The organism is Collimonas sp. (genome assembly GCF_039923675.1).
GTDB lineage: Bacteria > Pseudomonadota > Gammaproteobacteria > Burkholderiales > Burkholderiaceae_D > Collimonas.
The window spans coordinates 22,692-38,446 of sequence record NZ_JBDTCG010000056.1 but is presented as its reverse complement, the minus strand read 5'-3'; the positions used below and the strand labels follow the sequence as shown (position 1 = coordinate 38,446).

At 59.2% G+C, this 15,755-nt stretch carries 13 protein-coding genes; 1 reads left to right on the top strand and 12 read right to left on the bottom strand.

Features of this window, described 5'->3' with window-relative positions; translation table 11 throughout:
- Positions 1-24 precede the first annotated feature (24 nt).
- The 10 genes from ABI171_RS11485 to ABI171_RS11440 all read right to left on the bottom strand — a co-directional run bounded on the left by ABI171_RS11485 (position 25) and on the right by ABI171_RS11440 (position 12,485).
- Positions 25-765 carry an SDR family oxidoreductase gene (locus tag ABI171_RS11485; RefSeq protein ID WP_348092962.1) on the bottom strand — a complete coding sequence of 247 codons (741 nt, stop codon included), beginning with the start codon at positions 763-765 and terminating at the stop codon, positions 25-27.
- An 18-nt stretch (positions 766-783) separates the two neighbouring features.
- The gene (locus tag ABI171_RS11480) at positions 784-2,325 is read right to left on the bottom strand and encodes an FGGY-family carbohydrate kinase (protein ID WP_348092694.1); all 1,542 of its coding nucleotides are present in this window, start codon (positions 2,323-2,325) and stop codon (positions 784-786) included.
- 7 nt (positions 2,326-2,332) lie between these two features.
- A complete protein-coding gene (locus ABI171_RS11475) occupies positions 2,333-3,436 on the bottom strand; it encodes an alcohol dehydrogenase catalytic domain-containing protein (protein ID WP_348092693.1) in 1,104 nt (367 codons plus the stop codon).
- A 114-nt stretch (positions 3,437-3,550) separates the two neighbouring features.
- Positions 3,551-4,543, bottom strand: a complete 993-nt coding sequence (locus ABI171_RS11470; protein ID WP_348092692.1) for a ribose ABC transporter permease — start codon at positions 4,541-4,543, stop codon at positions 3,551-3,553.
- Complete coding sequence (locus ABI171_RS11465) at positions 4,509-6,029, bottom strand: sugar ABC transporter ATP-binding protein (RefSeq protein WP_348092691.1); 1,521 nt, start codon at positions 6,027-6,029, stop codon at positions 4,509-4,511. Before ABI171_RS11465 ends, ABI171_RS11470 begins: the two co-directional genes overlap by 35 nt.
- Before the next feature lie 55 nt (positions 6,030-6,084).
- A complete protein-coding gene (locus ABI171_RS11460; protein ID WP_348092690.1) occupies positions 6,085-7,002 on the bottom strand; it encodes an ABC transporter substrate-binding protein in 918 nt (305 codons plus the stop codon).
- Between the two features lie 88 nt (positions 7,003-7,090).
- Entirely contained in the window at positions 7,091-8,008 is a 918-nt protein-coding gene (locus ABI171_RS11455; RefSeq protein WP_348092689.1) for an AraC family transcriptional regulator, read from the bottom strand.
- Between the two features lie 457 nt (positions 8,009-8,465).
- A complete protein-coding gene (locus ABI171_RS11450; protein WP_348092688.1) occupies positions 8,466-9,920 on the bottom strand; it encodes a Ppx/GppA phosphatase family protein in 1,455 nt (484 codons plus the stop codon).
- Positions 9,921-10,131: 211 nt separating this feature from the next.
- A complete protein-coding gene (locus ABI171_RS11445; RefSeq protein WP_348092961.1) occupies positions 10,132-12,156 on the bottom strand; it encodes an ATP-dependent DNA helicase in 2,025 nt (674 codons plus the stop codon).
- A gap of 128 nt (positions 12,157-12,284) precedes the next feature.
- Entirely contained in the window at positions 12,285-12,485 is a 201-nt protein-coding gene (locus ABI171_RS11440) for a DUF465 domain-containing protein (protein WP_348092687.1), read from the bottom strand.
- A gap of 212 nt (positions 12,486-12,697) precedes the next feature.
- Between ABI171_RS11440 and ABI171_RS11435 the strand changes: the two genes are divergently transcribed.
- Positions 12,698-13,504: a protein phosphatase 2C domain-containing protein gene (locus tag ABI171_RS11435; protein ID WP_348092686.1), complete on the top strand. Its 807-nt coding sequence runs from the start codon at positions 12,698-12,700 to the stop codon at positions 13,502-13,504.
- A 139-nt stretch (positions 13,505-13,643) separates the two neighbouring features.
- Here the strand turns inward: ABI171_RS11435 and ABI171_RS11430 are convergent, their stop codons facing one another.
- Together ABI171_RS11430 and zapE are read right to left on the bottom strand one after the other, a co-directional pair.
- Positions 13,644-14,489 (bottom strand): hypothetical protein, encoded by an 846-nt coding sequence (locus ABI171_RS11430; RefSeq protein ID WP_348092685.1) that lies wholly within the window; start codon positions 14,487-14,489, stop codon positions 13,644-13,646.
- Positions 14,490-14,546: 57 nt separating this feature from the next.
- On the bottom strand, positions 14,547-15,644 hold the full coding sequence (gene zapE, locus ABI171_RS11425) for a cell division protein ZapE (protein ID WP_348092684.1): 1,098 nt from the start codon (positions 15,642-15,644) through the stop codon (positions 14,547-14,549).
- Positions 15,645-15,755: the final 111 nt, after the last annotated feature.

Sequence of the window (15,755 nt, the reverse complement as noted above, 5' to 3'; positions counted from 1 at the left end):
TATATATCCTGGTCATAGATGCGGTCAGCGGCAAGTGTAGCCGCCATCGACCGGCAGGCAGACGCCGCTGATCATCGAAGCTGCCGCGCTCAGCAGGAACATCACCGGCCAGGCCACCTCCTCCGGCCTGGCAAAACGGCGCAAGGGGATCGCTTGCAACACCGGCCCGCTTTTTTCCGGATCGCCCCAGGCTTGCGCCGCCATCGGCGTCAAGGTCACTGTCGGATTGACGCTGTTGACTCTTATGCCCAGCGGCCCCAGTTCCAGGCACATGGCGCGTGTGATGGCGTCCAGCGCAGCTTTGGAGGCGCAATAGGCCAGATGATCTTCTAGCGCCACCAGCGAAGCCTGGCTGGACACATTGACGATGCTGCCTTGACGTCGCTCCGCAATCATGTGCTGCGCCACGTAACGCGAGACCATCGCGGCGCCACGCGCATTGACCGCCATCACGCGATCGAAGCTGTCGGCATTCAGCGCCAGACAGGATTCGAGGATCGAGATGCCAGAACAGTTGACCAGCCCGTCCAGGCCGTGGGACGAGGCCAATTCCTTTTCCACCGCAGCACTATCGGCGACATCCAGCGCTAAAGCTACGCAGCCATGGAGAGTGACGAGCTGATCCAGCTTGTTCCGGTTCTGCCCAATCGCCAGCACCTGCGCGCCGCAGCGGCGCAATAATTGTGCGATGACTTCACCGATGCCGCTGGTGGCGCCGGTCACCATGATTTTTTTGCCGCCCAGTTCGTAAGGAGTTGAATGCATTTTCATGAGTGATAAAAGTTAACCGGCTTGCAATTTATGCATGATCGGCTTCAGCGCCGGATACAGCGCACGATAGATTTCAAAGCGGTCGGCATAGCGCTGCCGGTTTTCCGGCTTGGGACTGGCGCGCGGGACAAGCGTGACCCAGCCGCGCTCGATCTCGGCGCCGCCGATCAGGCCCGCGCCGAATGCTGCCAGCATGGCCGCGCCCAGCGCGGCTTCGACGTTTTCTTCGATGGTGAACACCGGGTAGCCGGTCACGTCCGCGATAATCTGCATCCACAGATCGGAATGGCTGGCGCCGCCCACCACCACCAGCCGCCCATCGAGAAACCGAGCGCCCTTGGCGCCGGCGTCCATATTGTGCTTGAGCGCGAAGCTCACGCCCTCCAGCACGGCGCGATACAGATGTGCCCTGCTGTGATACAGGCTCAGGCCGACAAAGGCGCCGCTGGCGGCGGCATCCCATACCGGACTACGCTCGCCCATCAGATACGGCAAAAACAGGACGCCATCGCAGCCGGCGGCAATGTCGGCCGCACGCTTCTCCAGCAGCTGATGCGGATCGATTTGCTGGCAGCCGGCTTCGGCGATCTCGGCCTGGCAAAATTGCTCGCGAAACCAGCTGACCGAAGCGCCGGCGGTAATGGCGCCGCCAAAAATATAGTTATCCTGCAAGCCGTTGAACACGTGCGGCATGCTGATCAGGCCGTGGCCGGGGTCGCATTGCTGGTTGAGGTAGCCCCAGCACATGCTGGTGCCTATCATCGCCACGTGATTGCCCTCCTTGACCGCGCCGGCCGCCAGCGTCGCCACCGCAGCATCGACGCCGCCAGCGATCACCGCGGTACCGGGCGACAGGCCGAATTCTTGCCCCCATTCGGCCAGCAAACCGCCCACCACCTCACTCGATTGCAGCAAGCGCGGCGGCATCATTGCCGGCGGGATGCCGAGCATCTCCAGCGTCTCCGGGCACCAGCGGCGCGCGGCGATATCGTAGACGCCGCCGATGTTGCCGGCGGAGCTATGGTCGACCGCAATTTCCCCGGTCAGCAAATAATTGACGTAACTGTTGGGTGGCAAAAAATAGCGGGTTTTGGCCCAGACCTCGGGCCGCTGGCGTTTGATCCAGAGCATCTTGGTATAGCCGTAATAACTGTCGATGCCGTTGCCGCTAAGGGTGCGTAAACGGTCGACATCGAGATTGGCGTTGATCCAGGCAACCTCCTCGCCGGCGCGCCGGTCCATCCAGATCAGGCATGGATGCAAGGGCTGCATGTCGGTATCGACCGCGATGCCGGAGCCGCCGTACAGGCTGCTCACACATACGGCGGCCACATCTTGCGCGGCAAAATCCAGCGCCGCCGCCTGCTGCACACACCGCGCGATGCATGCGCGTACCGCGTCAAACCAGACTGCCGGCCATTGCTCGGCCCACAGAGGCTTGGGTGTATCGACCTGGTAGCTGCGGCTGTGCTGCGCAATAATCCGTCCGTTCGCATCCACCAGCAACGCTTTGGTGCTTTGCGTGCCGATGTCGACGCCGATGACATATTTCATGGTGACCTCAACGCTCCGTTTCTGTCTCTGCGGGCTTCAACAGCACTTTGATCGAGTCTACAGAATTCGCCAGCGCGAAGGCTTCTTCCCATTTCTCCAGCGGGAAATCGTGGGTAACGATGCCTTTCGATGTCACCAGCCCGCGCGCCAGCAGATCGATGGCGATCGGATAGCAGTATGGTCCAAGATGGGCACCGCGCACGTCCAGCTCCTTGCGGTCGCCGATGATCGACCAGTCGGCGCTGGTTTCCTTGCCGAAGACGCTGAACTCGACAAAGCGTCCGAGTTTGCGGATCAGGTGCAAGCCTTGCGTCACGCCCATCGGCACGCCGGTGGTTTCGATATAGACATCGCAGCCATAGCCTCCTGTCAGCGCATCCACCACTGCCTTGGCATCTTCCCTGGCGGGATCGATCGCCACATCCGCGCCCATCTTCAGCGCCAGTTCCAGACGCTCCGGGACCAGGTCGATCACTACCAGCTTCTTCGGCGTCTTCAGCTTCGCCACCTGCACCATGAACAAGCCGAGCGGACCGGCGCCGGCGATCACCACCACATCATCCAACTGTACTTCGCCGCGATTGACCGTATGAATCGCGCACGACAGCGGCTCGATAATGGCAGCATCTTCCAGCGTGATGCCGTCCGGGATCTTGTGCACTATGGCGTTTGACGGGATGCGCATGTATTCCGCCATGCCGCCATCCGCCACTTCGCGCTGGAAGCCGAAGATGTTGTGGACTTCGCACATCCAGTATTTGCCGGAGGTGCAAAAACGGCACTTCCCGCAAGGGACGATCTGTTCAGCGATGACCCTGTCGCCGACCTTGACGCCGAAATGTTCGTCCGCGCCCTCGCCCACTTCAGCCACATAGCCAAAGAATTCATGGCCCGCCACCACCGGCGGCTTGACCCAGGATTCCTGACCCTCGCCGCCCCAGAACATGGCGGCGCCGGAGTGGCATTTGCAGTCGCTGGCGCAGATGCCGCACGCGGCGATCTTGATCACCAGCTCGTTGCGCCGGGCCAGCGGCCGTGCGATGTTTTGCAAGCGGTAATCTTTCGGACCGTGGCAGACCACGGCTTGCATGTCCAGTTTGGCGTATTGCATGGGGTTCCTTTTTTAGTCAATGAAACAATGTCGAATGCTACGACCGGGCGTACGCCTCCCGCCGGGACGGCGCGATGCAGGCCCGGTTCGCTGCGGAATGGTGAATATTCGTTGCTAGCCGCTGCGACCCCGCTCGCGGCTGATATAAATCGCTAGCAAGATGATTACGCCCTTGACGATGTTTTGCAGATACGGCGAGACGCCCATCATGTTCAGGCCGTTGTTCAGCACGCCCAGCATCAGTGCGCCAATCAGGGTGCCGATAATCGAGCCGCGGCCGCCGGCAATCGAAGTGCCTCCCATCACCACCGCGGCAATTGCGTCCAGCTCGAATGAAATGCCGGAGTTCGGCTGGCCGCTCATCAGGCGCGAGGTCAGCACCAGCCCGGCCACCGCCGCGGTGAAACCGCTGATCGCATACACCAGCAGCTTGTAGCGCGCGATCCGGATTCCGCTCAGGCGAGTGGCTTCTTCATTGCCGCCGATGGCATAGATATAGCGCCCGATCGGGGTGCGGTCGAGCAAGACATAGGCGATCGCGAACACCAGCAGCATCACCACGATCGGTGTTTGCATGCCGAGCACATGGCCGCGTCCGAAAATCTCGAACCAGTCCGGCAAGCCGTCGATCGGATAACCACCGGTGTAGATCAGCGCCATGCCGCGCGCAATGCCCATGGTGGCCAGGGTGACGATAATCGGCGGCATCTTGGTATAGGCGACAAAGAAACCGTTGGCGACGCCGCACGCCACTCCGGCCAGCAGTCCCAGCAAGATTGCCAGCGGCGCCGGCACGCCGGCGATCATCAGACCCGCGATCAGGGTGCCGGACAGCGCCATCACCGAGCCCACCGACAGGTCGATGCCGCCGCTCAGGATCACGCAGGTCATGCCGACCGCGATAATGGCGTTGATCGATACCTGGCGGCCGACATTGACCAGGTTGTCGACCGACAGAAAGGTATCGGTGGTGACGATCATGGCAAGACAAACCACGATCAGGCCGATCAGCGGAAACAGTATCGGCCCCGGCAGAAAGCGCGACAAGACCAGCCTGAAGCGGCTACCCGCCCTAGGCAGCTGCATGTTTTGGACTAGTGGTTGCATGTCGCATTACCTCATTCGCGTTAATTGCACTGTCTTCAAGAATGGCCACGATCGCGCCCTGGCAGAACACCGCCACCCGGTCGCACATGCCGACAATTTCCGGCAACTCGGACGAAATCATGATGATCGCGTAGCCGCCGGCGGTCAGTTCGCGCATCAGGCTATAGATTTCCGCCTTGGCGCCGACGTCGATGCCGCGCGTCGGTTCATCGAAAATAAGGATCTTGCAATGATGATTCAGCCAGCGCGCCAGCACCACTTTCTGCTGGTTACCGCCACTGAGGTTGCCGACACGGGTCAAGGCATCCGGGGTCTTGACGCCGACCTTGCGGATCATCTGGTTGGAGGTTTTCAATTCCTCCATGCGGTTGATCCATGCACCGCCGCTGCCGGTGTACTTACCGAGATTATTGATTGACATATTGTCCTTGACGCTGAAATCCAGGATCAGCCCTTCGGTCTTGCGGCTCTCCGGCAGCAACCCGATTCCTAGCGCCAGCGCGTCGGCGGTATCGCGCAACCGGGCCGCTACGCCGTTCACTTTGACCTCCTTGCGATAACTGGGATTGGCGCCGATGACCGCCAGCGCCAGCTCGGTACGGCCGGAACCTACCAGCCCGGCAAAGCCGAGAATTTCGCCAGCGCGCAAATCAAAGCTGTTCAGCGAGCCATGGCGGCTGATCTGGATTGCCGCCACTTCCAGCACAATCTGGCCGGCCGCCGTTGATGCCCGCGCCGGTTTCGGCGGGAAATTGTGTTCCAGCTTGCGTCCCACCATCATTTCCACCAAGGCGGCTTCTGTCACCACATCCGCCCGCGCCTCGCCGGCATTGGCGCCGTCGCGCAATACCGTGATGCGGTCGCATACCTGGAAGATTTCTTCCATGTGATGCGAGATGAAAATCATCGCCACATCGCGCTGACGCAGATCGCGCATGATCTTGAACAGGTGTTCGGCTTCGTTTGGCGTCAGGGTTGCGGTCGGCTCGTCCAGGATCAGGATGCGGGCGTCCAGCAACAGGGCTTTGCCGATTTCGACAAACTGCTGCTGCGCCGAGGTCAGCCGGCTGACTTCCAGCGACAGGTCGATCCCGATCTCCAGCTTGTCGAAAATATCTTGCGCCTTTCTTTTCATTGCGCTTTTCGACAACAGGCCGAAACGGTTGGTCATTTCCCTTCCCAGGAAGATATTCTCGACGGCGTTCAGGTAAGGAATCAGATTGAATTCCTGGAAGATAATGGCGATGCCTGCGGCAACCGCATCGTTATAGCCGGCGAACCGGCGTTCCTCGCCATCGATAACGATGCGGCCGCTGTCGGGACGGTGAACGCCGCTCAGGATTTTCATCAAGGTCGATTTACCGGCGCCGTTTTCGCCCAGCAGCGCGTGGATTTCACCGCGTTCCACCGACAGGTCGATATTGCTCAAGGCATTGACCACGCCAAATTTCTTGGAGATGCCTTCCAGCTGCAAGAGTGTTTTCATAATTCCCCGACATTCGTGGATGCAGGTCCTGCGACCTGCATCTTTTAATCCAGACCTACCAGCTGAAACCCGATGCCAGTTTTTTGTCGATCAGCTTGACGTCGACCGGAATCGTCGCCGGCACGTTGGCGCCCCACTTCTTCGCCAGCGCCACGCCCAGCGCCAGCCGTATCTGGTCGCGCGGGTACTGGGCCGCGGTGGCGATGAATTTCGAGTCTTTCTTGAGGATCGCCTTGATCGCATCCGGCGCACCGTCCACGCTCACCAGCTTGACATCCTTGCCGGAAGATTCGATGGCCGACAAGGCGCCGAGGGAGCCGGTGTCGTTGACGCTGAACATGCCTTTGAGTTTGGGATTGGCTTGCAAAATGTTTTCCGTCACGGTCAAAGCCTGGTCGCGCTCCTGCTTGCCGTTTTGGGTAGTGACGATCTTGATTCCCGGGAATTTTGCCAGCGCATCCTTGCAGCCACGCACCCGCTCCAGGATCGGCACCACCGCGATGCCATCCAGGATCGCCACATCGCCCTGGCCTTTCAAGTCATTCGCCAGGTAAGTGCACGCCAATTGGCCGGCATCGAAATTCTTCGAACCCACGAAGGAATCCACCGGCCCTTGCGCGTTGGCGTCGACCGTGACCACCACCACGCCTTTGGCCTTGGCGGACTTGACGGCGGACTGGATCCCCACCGAGTCGGTAGGGTTGAGCAGCAAGATATCGATTTTCTTTTGCACCATGTCTTCAACGTCGCTGGTCTGTTTCGAGACATCGTGACGGGCGTCGGTCACGATGACGGTCGCGCCTATCGATGCCGCCGCCTCTTCCAGAGCTTGCTTCATCGTGACGAAATACGGGTTGTTGATTTCCTGGAACGACATGCCTATCTTCAGCGGCGCTGCCTGCGCCATGCCGGCCAATAAGGTGGCGCCGAGAATGCAGGCGGCGAAGCGGGCTATCTTGAACTGATCAATCATTGTTATCTCCATGGTTTTTTATTTGGACGAAACTATCCCTCGGCTAACAGCCGACTACAACTTGCTACCGGTGAAACATTGAAATTTTCTATGCGGGGACGCTCATCGCCTGATCCGTCGCTGTCATGTTGCGCGAGGACATATTGAGCTCCTGGTATTTCCGGAACCTGGACGGCGACACCCCTTTTTGCTCCAGGAACTGGCGATTGAAATTGGAGACGTTGTTAAAGCCGACCAGGAAGCAGATATCGGTAATGCCGGCGTCGCCATCTATCAGCATTTCGCAGGCGACGTTGATGCGCAGCCGGTTCACGTACTGCACGAAGGACATGCCGGTGTGCTTGCGGAATGCGCGCGAAAAAGTGCTCACGCTGTGCTTGCACAGCTCTGCCAGGGTGGCTTCGCGCAAGTCGGTCGCCAGGTTTTCGCCGATGTAAGCCAGCACATGGTTAAAGGTCGAGGACATGTAGGCCAGGGCATCAGGCATGTAGCCGGGACTGGCCAGCTGGCTGCGCTCGCCGTCCTTGACCAGGCAATCCAGCAGGGACAGGAACAACCGGACCCGGCGGAATCCCCTGGCGTTCAACAGCTCGCGGAATATCGGCGCCACCAGCTGTCCGGCGGCCGCAGAAAACAACTGACCGCCCTGCGCTTCCGCCAGCAGGTTCTGCAGGGATTTCAACTTGGGAAAGGCGCGCATGGTGTTGGCAATGAAATCGGCGGAAAACTGGATGATCAGTCCACGCTCAGCCACGGATTCATCCTGCGCCATCTCGCTGACCCAGTTGTGTGGCAGGTTCGGGCCCAGCAGCACCAGATTGCCCGGCTCGAAATTGCCGATGAAATCGCCGACAAAATATTTGCCGGAGGTAGCCGTGATCAACTGGATCTCATATTCGGGATGGAAATGCCAGCGCACCGTGCGGTAAGGATAGCCATGCGACCAGACCGTAAAGGACTCGTCCTGGCGAACGTCGACCAGCTCCAGATCGGGATTGTGAATCATGTGCCTTGTCTCCTTTTTGTTGTTCTTGGCAAGCGGGTCGGGACTTGGCGCAAACGCCCGTCTGCTCCTTCGTCATCTCGCAGTAACAACTTTATGTGTTTCTGGTTTTGATCAATATAGGTGCTGGCAGAAATGGCCGCCACTACAAATACCGAGGTAAACCGATACTTTTTTGCTTTTAATTGTTATAAATATGCCCAAAAAAGTCCAGAATACCGCGTCGCAGCATGCGGTTTTACAAGGGAAATTTAACGGGATGGGCAATTCGTGCTGCAACACAGCACAAGACAAGACAAGACAAGACACAGCACAAACCTGCGCACGCGAATTTGCGGCACGAAATTCAGCTCAGGTTGCGAAATAAGATGAAAACAGGATCAGAAAAAGACAACGCCGGCTCTGATGAAGCCGGCGTAATTGATGGTTGTAACAACGCATAGAGGAAAGAGATAAGCGCTCAGGTCCTGCGGATGGCAAATTCGACGCCAATCTCGCGCCACCAGTCCTGCTCCTTGGTCATCCAGTAGGTTGCGGTAGGATGATCCTCGATCCAGTCGCGTTTGATGTCGAGCTCGATCTTGCTCTTCATTTTCAGGCGCAGCTCATCCAGATCGATTTCTATGCGCGAATGCAGGAACATGACGGCCAGGCGCAGGGCCAGCACCGCCTTCGAGAAATCCGGATCGAGCAAGGCATCGCTGATCTTGCGCAGGTTACCTTTCTGGCCAAGGATCAGCATGCTCATCGCCCGTTGTTCACGCGTGGTGAAACCGGACAGGTCGGCATTTTCGATCAGGTAGGCGGCATGCTTGTGATAGCCGCTTTGCGACACCACCAGCCCGACTTCGTGCAGCAAGGCGCTCCAGTGCAAATACTGGCTCAAGCCGTCGTTGGTCGGCTTGAGCATTTCGAATAATGAGGTTGCCGTTTCGGCAACCCGGCTGGCGCGCAGCTGGTCGACGTGAAAGCGCTGCGAGAAATCGTGCACCGACTGGTCGCGCCGGTCCAGCCGCGTACCGCGCAGTTGCAAGTCCCACATAACGCCCATGCGCAAGCCGGCTTCGATCGGCTGGATCACTTCGATGCCCAGCTCTTGCATCAGGCCGATCAGCACCGCCAGGCCGCCGACCATGACCGCGGCGCGATCCGGCTTCATGCCGAGCAGGTCGATGCGGCTGACATGGCCGAACTCGACGAAGCGCGCGCGCAAGGCTTCCATGCTGGTATATGACAGGCGATGGTCGCCCAGGTTGTTTTTTTCGATGGTTTCGGCAATCGCCCGGATAGTGCCGGAAGAGCCGTAGGCGTGACTCCAGTTCTGCGGCCGGTACGGCGGCGCAGCGTCTTCGAAATGGCTGCGAGCGGACAGCACCGCAGCATCGTAGGCTTCGGCGGTAATCTGGCCGTCGGCGAAAAACGCCAGGCTCTGGTTGACGGTGCCGATACCGAACGATTCCACCCGTTCGATCTGCTGGCCGCGGCCCAGGATCAGCTCAGTGGAACCGCCGCCGATGTCCAGCACCAGCCGCTTTTCGTTGGGCAGGCGCAGCATGCTGGCGACGCCCATGTAGATCAGGCGGCCTTCTTCTTCGCCTGAAATGATTTCAATCGGGTAGCCGATCACCTGTTCGGCGATGGGCAGGAATTCGGCGGCGTTCTTGGCCACCCGTAGCGTATTGGTGGCGACCACGCGCACCGCTTCCAGTTGATAGTCAGCCAGGATACTGCGGAAGCGCGCCAATGAATCGAGCGCGACCTGCATCGCCTGTTCAGTAAGGTAACCCTTGCTGTCGAGCCCGGCAGCCAGGCGGATCGGGTCGCGCGCACTCTTGATGACGCGAATCGCATCACCATTGTATTTGCCGATATGCAAACGAAAACTGTTGGACCCCAAATCCACTGCTGCAAACATTGCTTACCTTTATCCAAACGAACGTTCGACAAAAACCGGCTCGACTGTCGGGCACGGCGCTTCCCAGTGTAAATCACCACACTAAATGCAAGCTGCGACAATAGAGACGGATTATTACATGTTGATGACAAGCCGCAGAGGCCGTACTCAGCCCAGCTTAGCCGATCAGCCGTGATCGCGCCAGCATCGATAATGCCAGTTATCCGGCAACTTATTCGGCAACGGCGTCTCCATGCCAGAAAGCCTTCACTGCTTCCAGCTCGCGGGTGCGCTTGAATGGCGGCAGGCTCTGCCAGATGCGGCGGCCGTAGCCCTTGGAAATCAAGCGCGGATCGCAAATCATCAGGACCCCGCGATCGCTTTCATCGCGGATCAGACGTCCGGCGCCCTGCTTGAGATTGATGATGGCGGCTGGCAGTTGATGATGCATGAAGCCGTTCATGCCCTTGGATTCCAGCGCTTCGATGCGGGCCGCCAGCACCGGATCATCCGGCGGCGAGAATGGCAGCTTGTCGATAATTACCAGCGACAAGGCTTCGCCGCGCACATCGACGCCTTCCCAGAAACTCTGGCTGCCGATCAGCACCGCATTGCCGGCGGCGCGGAAGCGGTCCAGCAACTCGGTGCGGCCGGCTTCGCCTTGCACCATCAAGGGAAAATCCAGATGGCGCGCTTCGAATTCGGCGCGCAAGCGTTCCGCCGCACGGTTCACCGCGCGGATGGTCGTGCACAGCAGGAAAGCACGGCCGCCCGAGGCTTCGATCACCGGCAGCGCCGCATCGATCACGGCATCGGTATAGTCCGGCGAATTCGGCTGTGGCAGGTTCTGCGGTACGTACAGCAGCCCTTGCTCACCGTAATCGAAGGGACTAGGCCAGGATTGCGCCGGCTCGTCGCCCAGGCCCATTTGCGCCGCGTAGTGCTGGAAATCGTTCTTTACCGCCAGCGTCGCCGAGGTAAAGATCCATGAGCGCGCCACGCCTTCGCGCTGCTTGTTGAAAATCGGTGCGATCGACAAAGGCGTCTGGTGCAGTTGCAGCGAGGATGAAAAGGCTTCCACCCACAACACGCTGCCTTCATCCTCGTCCGGCGTCACCGCTTTGCCGGGCTTCTTGGCGACGCCCGGCGCGCTGTTCCAGCCGTCCAGCTTGTAGCCGAGCTCAACCGCGCGGGTGCGGCATTGCTCGATGGTTTCGGCCCGCTCCGCCGATTTTTCCAGGACTGCAATCATGCCGTGCAACTGGGTGCGCAGGGTTTCCAGGGCCGGGAAAAAGATACTGGAGGAAGCGATCTGGTTGACCGACAAGCGCACTACGTCTTGCGGAAATGCCAGGCGCAGGTCGCGCGCGGCTTTTTCGACCGGCAACACGACTTGCCCCCAGTCGGCGCCGTCACGCGCGTGCGACAAGCCTTCCGCCAGCACGTCGCGGCATAGCTCCAGTATCTGCGAGGTGGAGATGGTATTGCCAAAGAACAAAGTGGCGACTTCGGGCAACTGGTGCGCTTCATCGAAGATGATGGTGTTGGCCGACGGCAGCAATTCGGCGACGCCGGTATCCTTCAGCGCTACGTCGGCGAAGAACAGGTGATGGTTGACCACCACCACGTCGGCCTGCTGCGCTTCCTTGCGCGCCTTCATGACGAAACAATCCTGGTAGTACTGGCACTCGGCGCCCATGCAGGTGTCGCGGGTCGAGGTCACCAGGTTCCAGATCGGCGCGGTTTCCGGCACCAGCGACAACTCTGCCTTGTCGCCGGAGGAAGTGGTTTTCATGAAGCGCGAAATCTCGCGCAGGTAACCGACATCCTCGCGCGAGGTCATGCGGCCGTTCTGCAGCGTGCGCTCCAGATGGAAATGGCAGACATAGTTGGCGCGGCCCTTGAGCAGCGCTATCGAGACCGGTGCGCTGAGCGCCTTGCGCACGGTCGGGATATCGCGCAAGAACAGCTGGTCCTGCAGGTTCTTGGTGCCGGTCGAGACAATCACCTTGCCGCCCCACAGCAAGGCCGGTACCAGATAGGCGAAGGTCTTGCCGGTGCCGGTGCCGGCTTCCGCAATCAGGGTGCGTTGCTGGGCGATGGCCTCGGCGATGGCTTTCGCCATCTCGGTCTGCGCCTGGCGCGGACGAAAGCCGCCGACCGCCTGCCCCAGCGGGCCGGTACTGGCGAACAAGCGGTCAAGGTCTGCATCGTGGATGCCGGGCGCCGGGATATTGATTGCGGCGGCAACGGCGATTTCGGCAGCAAGGGGGGATGGTTCTTCGGTCAAGGTAACTTACTTAAATAAAGCGGTGGCTGGGTTGGATGGCGATATCGACGGACTAGACGGACTTACATGTATCGTACCAGCCTTAGAGTGAGCTTTCAGGCAGGGATGTCCGGAATTAATTGCATTCTTAACAGCGTGATCTGGTCTTTAAGTTGTAATTTGCGCTTTTTCAGGCGCCGCAACTGCAATTCCTCATGCAAGACCTGTTGCGTCATGGTATGAATGGCGGCATCGAGATCGCGATGTTCGACTTCGAGTTCTATAATGCGGCGAAGGATGTCTTCTCGATCGATCATGGTCAGCTTCTGGCGTTGGAAAATGTTAACATATGGAAACACCTTGAAAATCATTCCTGCGTATAATATTTCCCATCAACTTCTTACTGCTTGCATACTGAACTGGTAAGCGAGTGGTGATGAACAACGATCAGCGACGCATTAACGCCGGATCAAGGCCCGGCCAATCCGGAATTACCTAGAACAGGATGCAGTTTAATCTACCCAGACGAATGAGCCAATACAAGATCGAAGCCGGCACCGGCCAGCACATCGGTGACCGCCAGGAACAGCAGGACCGTGCAGCATTATTTACCGCCCCCAAAGCACCGGGTTACATGATGGCGGTGCTGGCGGACGGCATGGGTGGCCGCAGCGGCGGCGCCCTTGCCGCCGAGCAGGTAATTTGCACCGCCAAGCAGATATTCGAGGGTTTCTCGCCGCTGATCGACAGTGTCGAAGCCATGTTGCATAACATCGCGCTGGAAACCCATACCGTCATCAAGCTGAGCGGCTTCTCCAACGACAAGGATCCGCATACCACGATGGTGATCCTGGTGTTATCGCCGGATGGCACGGCAACCTGGGGCCACGTCGGCGATTCGCGCCTGTACCGTTTCGACGGTCCGAATTTTGCCGAGCACACCATCGACCATTCGTATGTCGAAAAACTGGTGGCCGAAGGCAAGTTGTCGCGCAACGAAGCGAAATCGCACAACCTGTCCAATATCCTGCTCAACGCCCTGGGTTCCAGCACCGACACGCCGAAAGTAAGCATCAGCCGCCATACCGGCCTCAAGGCCGGCGACGCCTTCCTGCTGTGCTCGGACGGGTTGTGGCATTACTTCACCGAAGATGAACTGGGTGCGGCGATCGCCATGAACAAGCCGCGCGATGCGGCTGAAATGCTGATCAACAAAACCCGCAAGCGCGCCGAAGGCCACGCTGCCGACAATTGCACGTTCGCCATCGTCAAGCTGGTGGCGCTGCCTAAGGAAGCGCAGAGCTACACCGTCAAGAAGATGCGCCGCGCGGTGTAAAGTTCAGGCATCTCTTACGGCGCTTCGTCATCCCCGCGAACGCGGGGATCCATTCTAGAGAGCAAGTTGGATTCCCGCATTCGCGGGAATGGCCCGGTCGAAAATGACTCGGTCAGAAATAGCGCCGTGGAAAAATGGATTATGGCTGGGAAGCAGGCGCGCTAGCCGGAGGCGCCGGTGGCGTTACAACTGGCACTGTAGTTGCAGGCACTCCTTTTTCAGCCGCCTTCTTGTCCGCCAGATCCTTGGCCTTGGCGGCCTTGTTGGCTGCGACTTCCTTCTGCCGCGCCGCCGAATCTTGTGCCTTTTTCTCGAACGACGCTACATTGGCTGTACGTTGGGAGGCCTTGGCGGCTTCATCCTGCTGGCCCTTCAGTACGCGTGCGTTGTGGTCTGCCACGCGCTTGTCAGCCTCGCCCAGATGCTTGCGGGTATTGGCTTCCACTTCTTTGTCTTTGGCAGCGCCCTGCTTGACCTTGTCGGCGTTGCTCAATTCTTTTTCCTTCTGGTCTTGGGCTTTCTGCGCGGCTTCGGCCGGATGCTGGGCATCTTGCACCGCCAGCGCCTTGTCGCGCTCATCGGCGCGATCCTTGCGCAAGAAGGCGTTAGCTGTAATGTCGACCGGACGGATGGCCTTCAGCGCCAGCCGGCGCTGTTCCTTGGCGGCGTCGAGGCAGTGATTGACAAAAAACTTGGCGTAGCAGACACGCCGTTGTTCCAGATCACGCGCAGCCACTTCGGCCTTGGCATCGGCGACATCGGTCAGCGCCTTGTTCGCGACGTCCACGGATGTGAGCGACTCAAGCGGATAACGCGCCGTCAATTCTGAGGCCGGTTCGGCGACCGATTTGAGCGGGACGGCATCCGCCGCCTGCGCACCGGCGCACCAGGTCGACAGCGCGGCGGCAAGCGCCAGCACCAGCATCAAATGGCGCGGGGCCGGCGAAGGTGGCCGGGGAGCCAAAATCAAAGAGGCAAATTCCACTAGAACCTATCCATTTCTATACATTGTTTAGACACTGCTGTTCAGACACCGCTGCGCTCAGACGATGGAATCGGCTTCGGCACGCCGTTCGCTATCCATATACTCACGCGACTGCATCTCCATGATACGCGACACGGTGCGGTGAAACTCATTTGCCAGCATGCCCTGGGTGTAGAGCTCGTCCGGCGCCACGGCAGCCGACATGATCAGCTTGATCTTGTGATCATAGAACACATCGATCAACCAGGTAAACCGGCGCGCTTCCGACGACATTGCCGCCGACATCTGCGGGATACCGGACAATATCACCGTATGGAAGCGGCTGGCAATTTCGAGATAATCATTTTGCGAGCGCGGGCCGCCGCACAAGGTGTTGAAATCGAACCAGATCACGCCGCCGGCACGGCGCAGGGACTTTATTTTACGCGCTTCGATGTCCACCATCGGATCTTCGTCGGCGGTCTCGGCGACGCCGGCAAACGCGTGGCGCAGGGCGCGGTCGGTATCGGCGTTGAGCGGCGAATGATAGCTCTCCACCTGCTCCAGCGCGCGCTTGCGATAATCGATGCCGGCGTCGATGTTCATGACGTCCAGGTTATCCCGCAACAGCTTGATGGTCGGCAGCATGCGGTCGCGGTGCAAGCCGTCCGGATACAAGGTGCCGGGCTCGTAGTTGGAAGTCATGACGAACGACACGCCGTTGTCGAACAAGGCTTTCAGCAGGTTGTAGAGAATCATGGCGTCGGCGATATCGGACACATGGAACTCGTCAAAACAGATCAGGCGATATTTCTTGGCGACCCGCTTGGCGACTTCATCGAGCGGGTCGGCTACGCCTTTGAGTTCGTCCAGCTGGCGATGCACGGCGCGCATGAATTCATGGAAGTGCAAGCGGGTTTTACGCACCACCGGCACCACGGAATAGAAGCTGTCCATCAAAAACGATTTGCCACGCCCTACGCCGCCCCACATGTAGACGCCGCGCGGCACGTCCGGCCGGTGGATCAGGCGCTTGAAAGAATTGGAACGCTGCGCCTTATAGTCAACCCATTCATCGTAAGACTGCTGCAGGCGATCGACAGCGCGCCGTTGCGCGTCGTCGGCCTGGAAGCCGCGCTGGGTCAGCGCCTGTTCGTAAAACTCTAATACATTCATGGCAATATCGCTTGGAAATTCAGTTCAAATTCAGTTCGAAAATTCGCAGAGCGGATCAGAGAAGCGCAATCCGTTCTGTGTTGCCGCCTTGGCGGCGATAACATTAACAGA

Bases quoted from the DNA above. Each gene is read 5' to 3' on its own strand.
- ABI171_RS11485 (WP_348092962.1), bottom strand. From the start codon at position 765: ATGCATTCAACTCCTTACGAACTGGGCGGCAAAAAAATCATGGTGACC.
- ABI171_RS11480 (WP_348092694.1), bottom strand. From the start codon at position 2,325: ATGAAATATGTCATCGGCGTCGACATCGGCACGCAAAGCACCAAAGCG.
- ABI171_RS11475 (WP_348092693.1), bottom strand. From the start codon at position 3,436: ATGCAATACGCCAAACTGGACATGCAAGCCGTGGTCTGCCACGGTCCG.
- ABI171_RS11470 (WP_348092692.1), bottom strand. From the start codon at position 4,543: ATGCAACCACTAGTCCAAAACATGCAGCTGCCTAGGGCGGGTAGCCGC.
- ABI171_RS11465 (WP_348092691.1), bottom strand. From the start codon at position 6,029: ATGAAAACACTCTTGCAGCTGGAAGGCATCTCCAAGAAATTTGGCGTG.
- ABI171_RS11460 (WP_348092690.1), bottom strand. From the start codon at position 7,002: ATGATTGATCAGTTCAAGATAGCCCGCTTCGCCGCCTGCATTCTCGGC.
- ABI171_RS11455 (WP_348092689.1), bottom strand. From the start codon at position 8,008: ATGATTCACAATCCCGATCTGGAGCTGGTCGACGTTCGCCAGGACGAG.
- ABI171_RS11450 (WP_348092688.1), bottom strand. From the start codon at position 9,920: ATGTTTGCAGCAGTGGATTTGGGGTCCAACAGTTTTCGTTTGCATATC.
- ABI171_RS11440 (WP_348092687.1), bottom strand. From the start codon at position 12,485: ATGATCGATCGAGAAGACATCCTTCGCCGCATTATAGAACTCGAAGTC.
- ABI171_RS11435 (WP_348092686.1), top strand. From the start codon at position 12,698: ATGAGCCAATACAAGATCGAAGCCGGCACCGGCCAGCACATCGGTGAC.
- zapE (WP_348092684.1), bottom strand. From the start codon at position 15,644: ATGAATGTATTAGAGTTTTACGAACAGGCGCTGACCCAGCGCGGCTTC.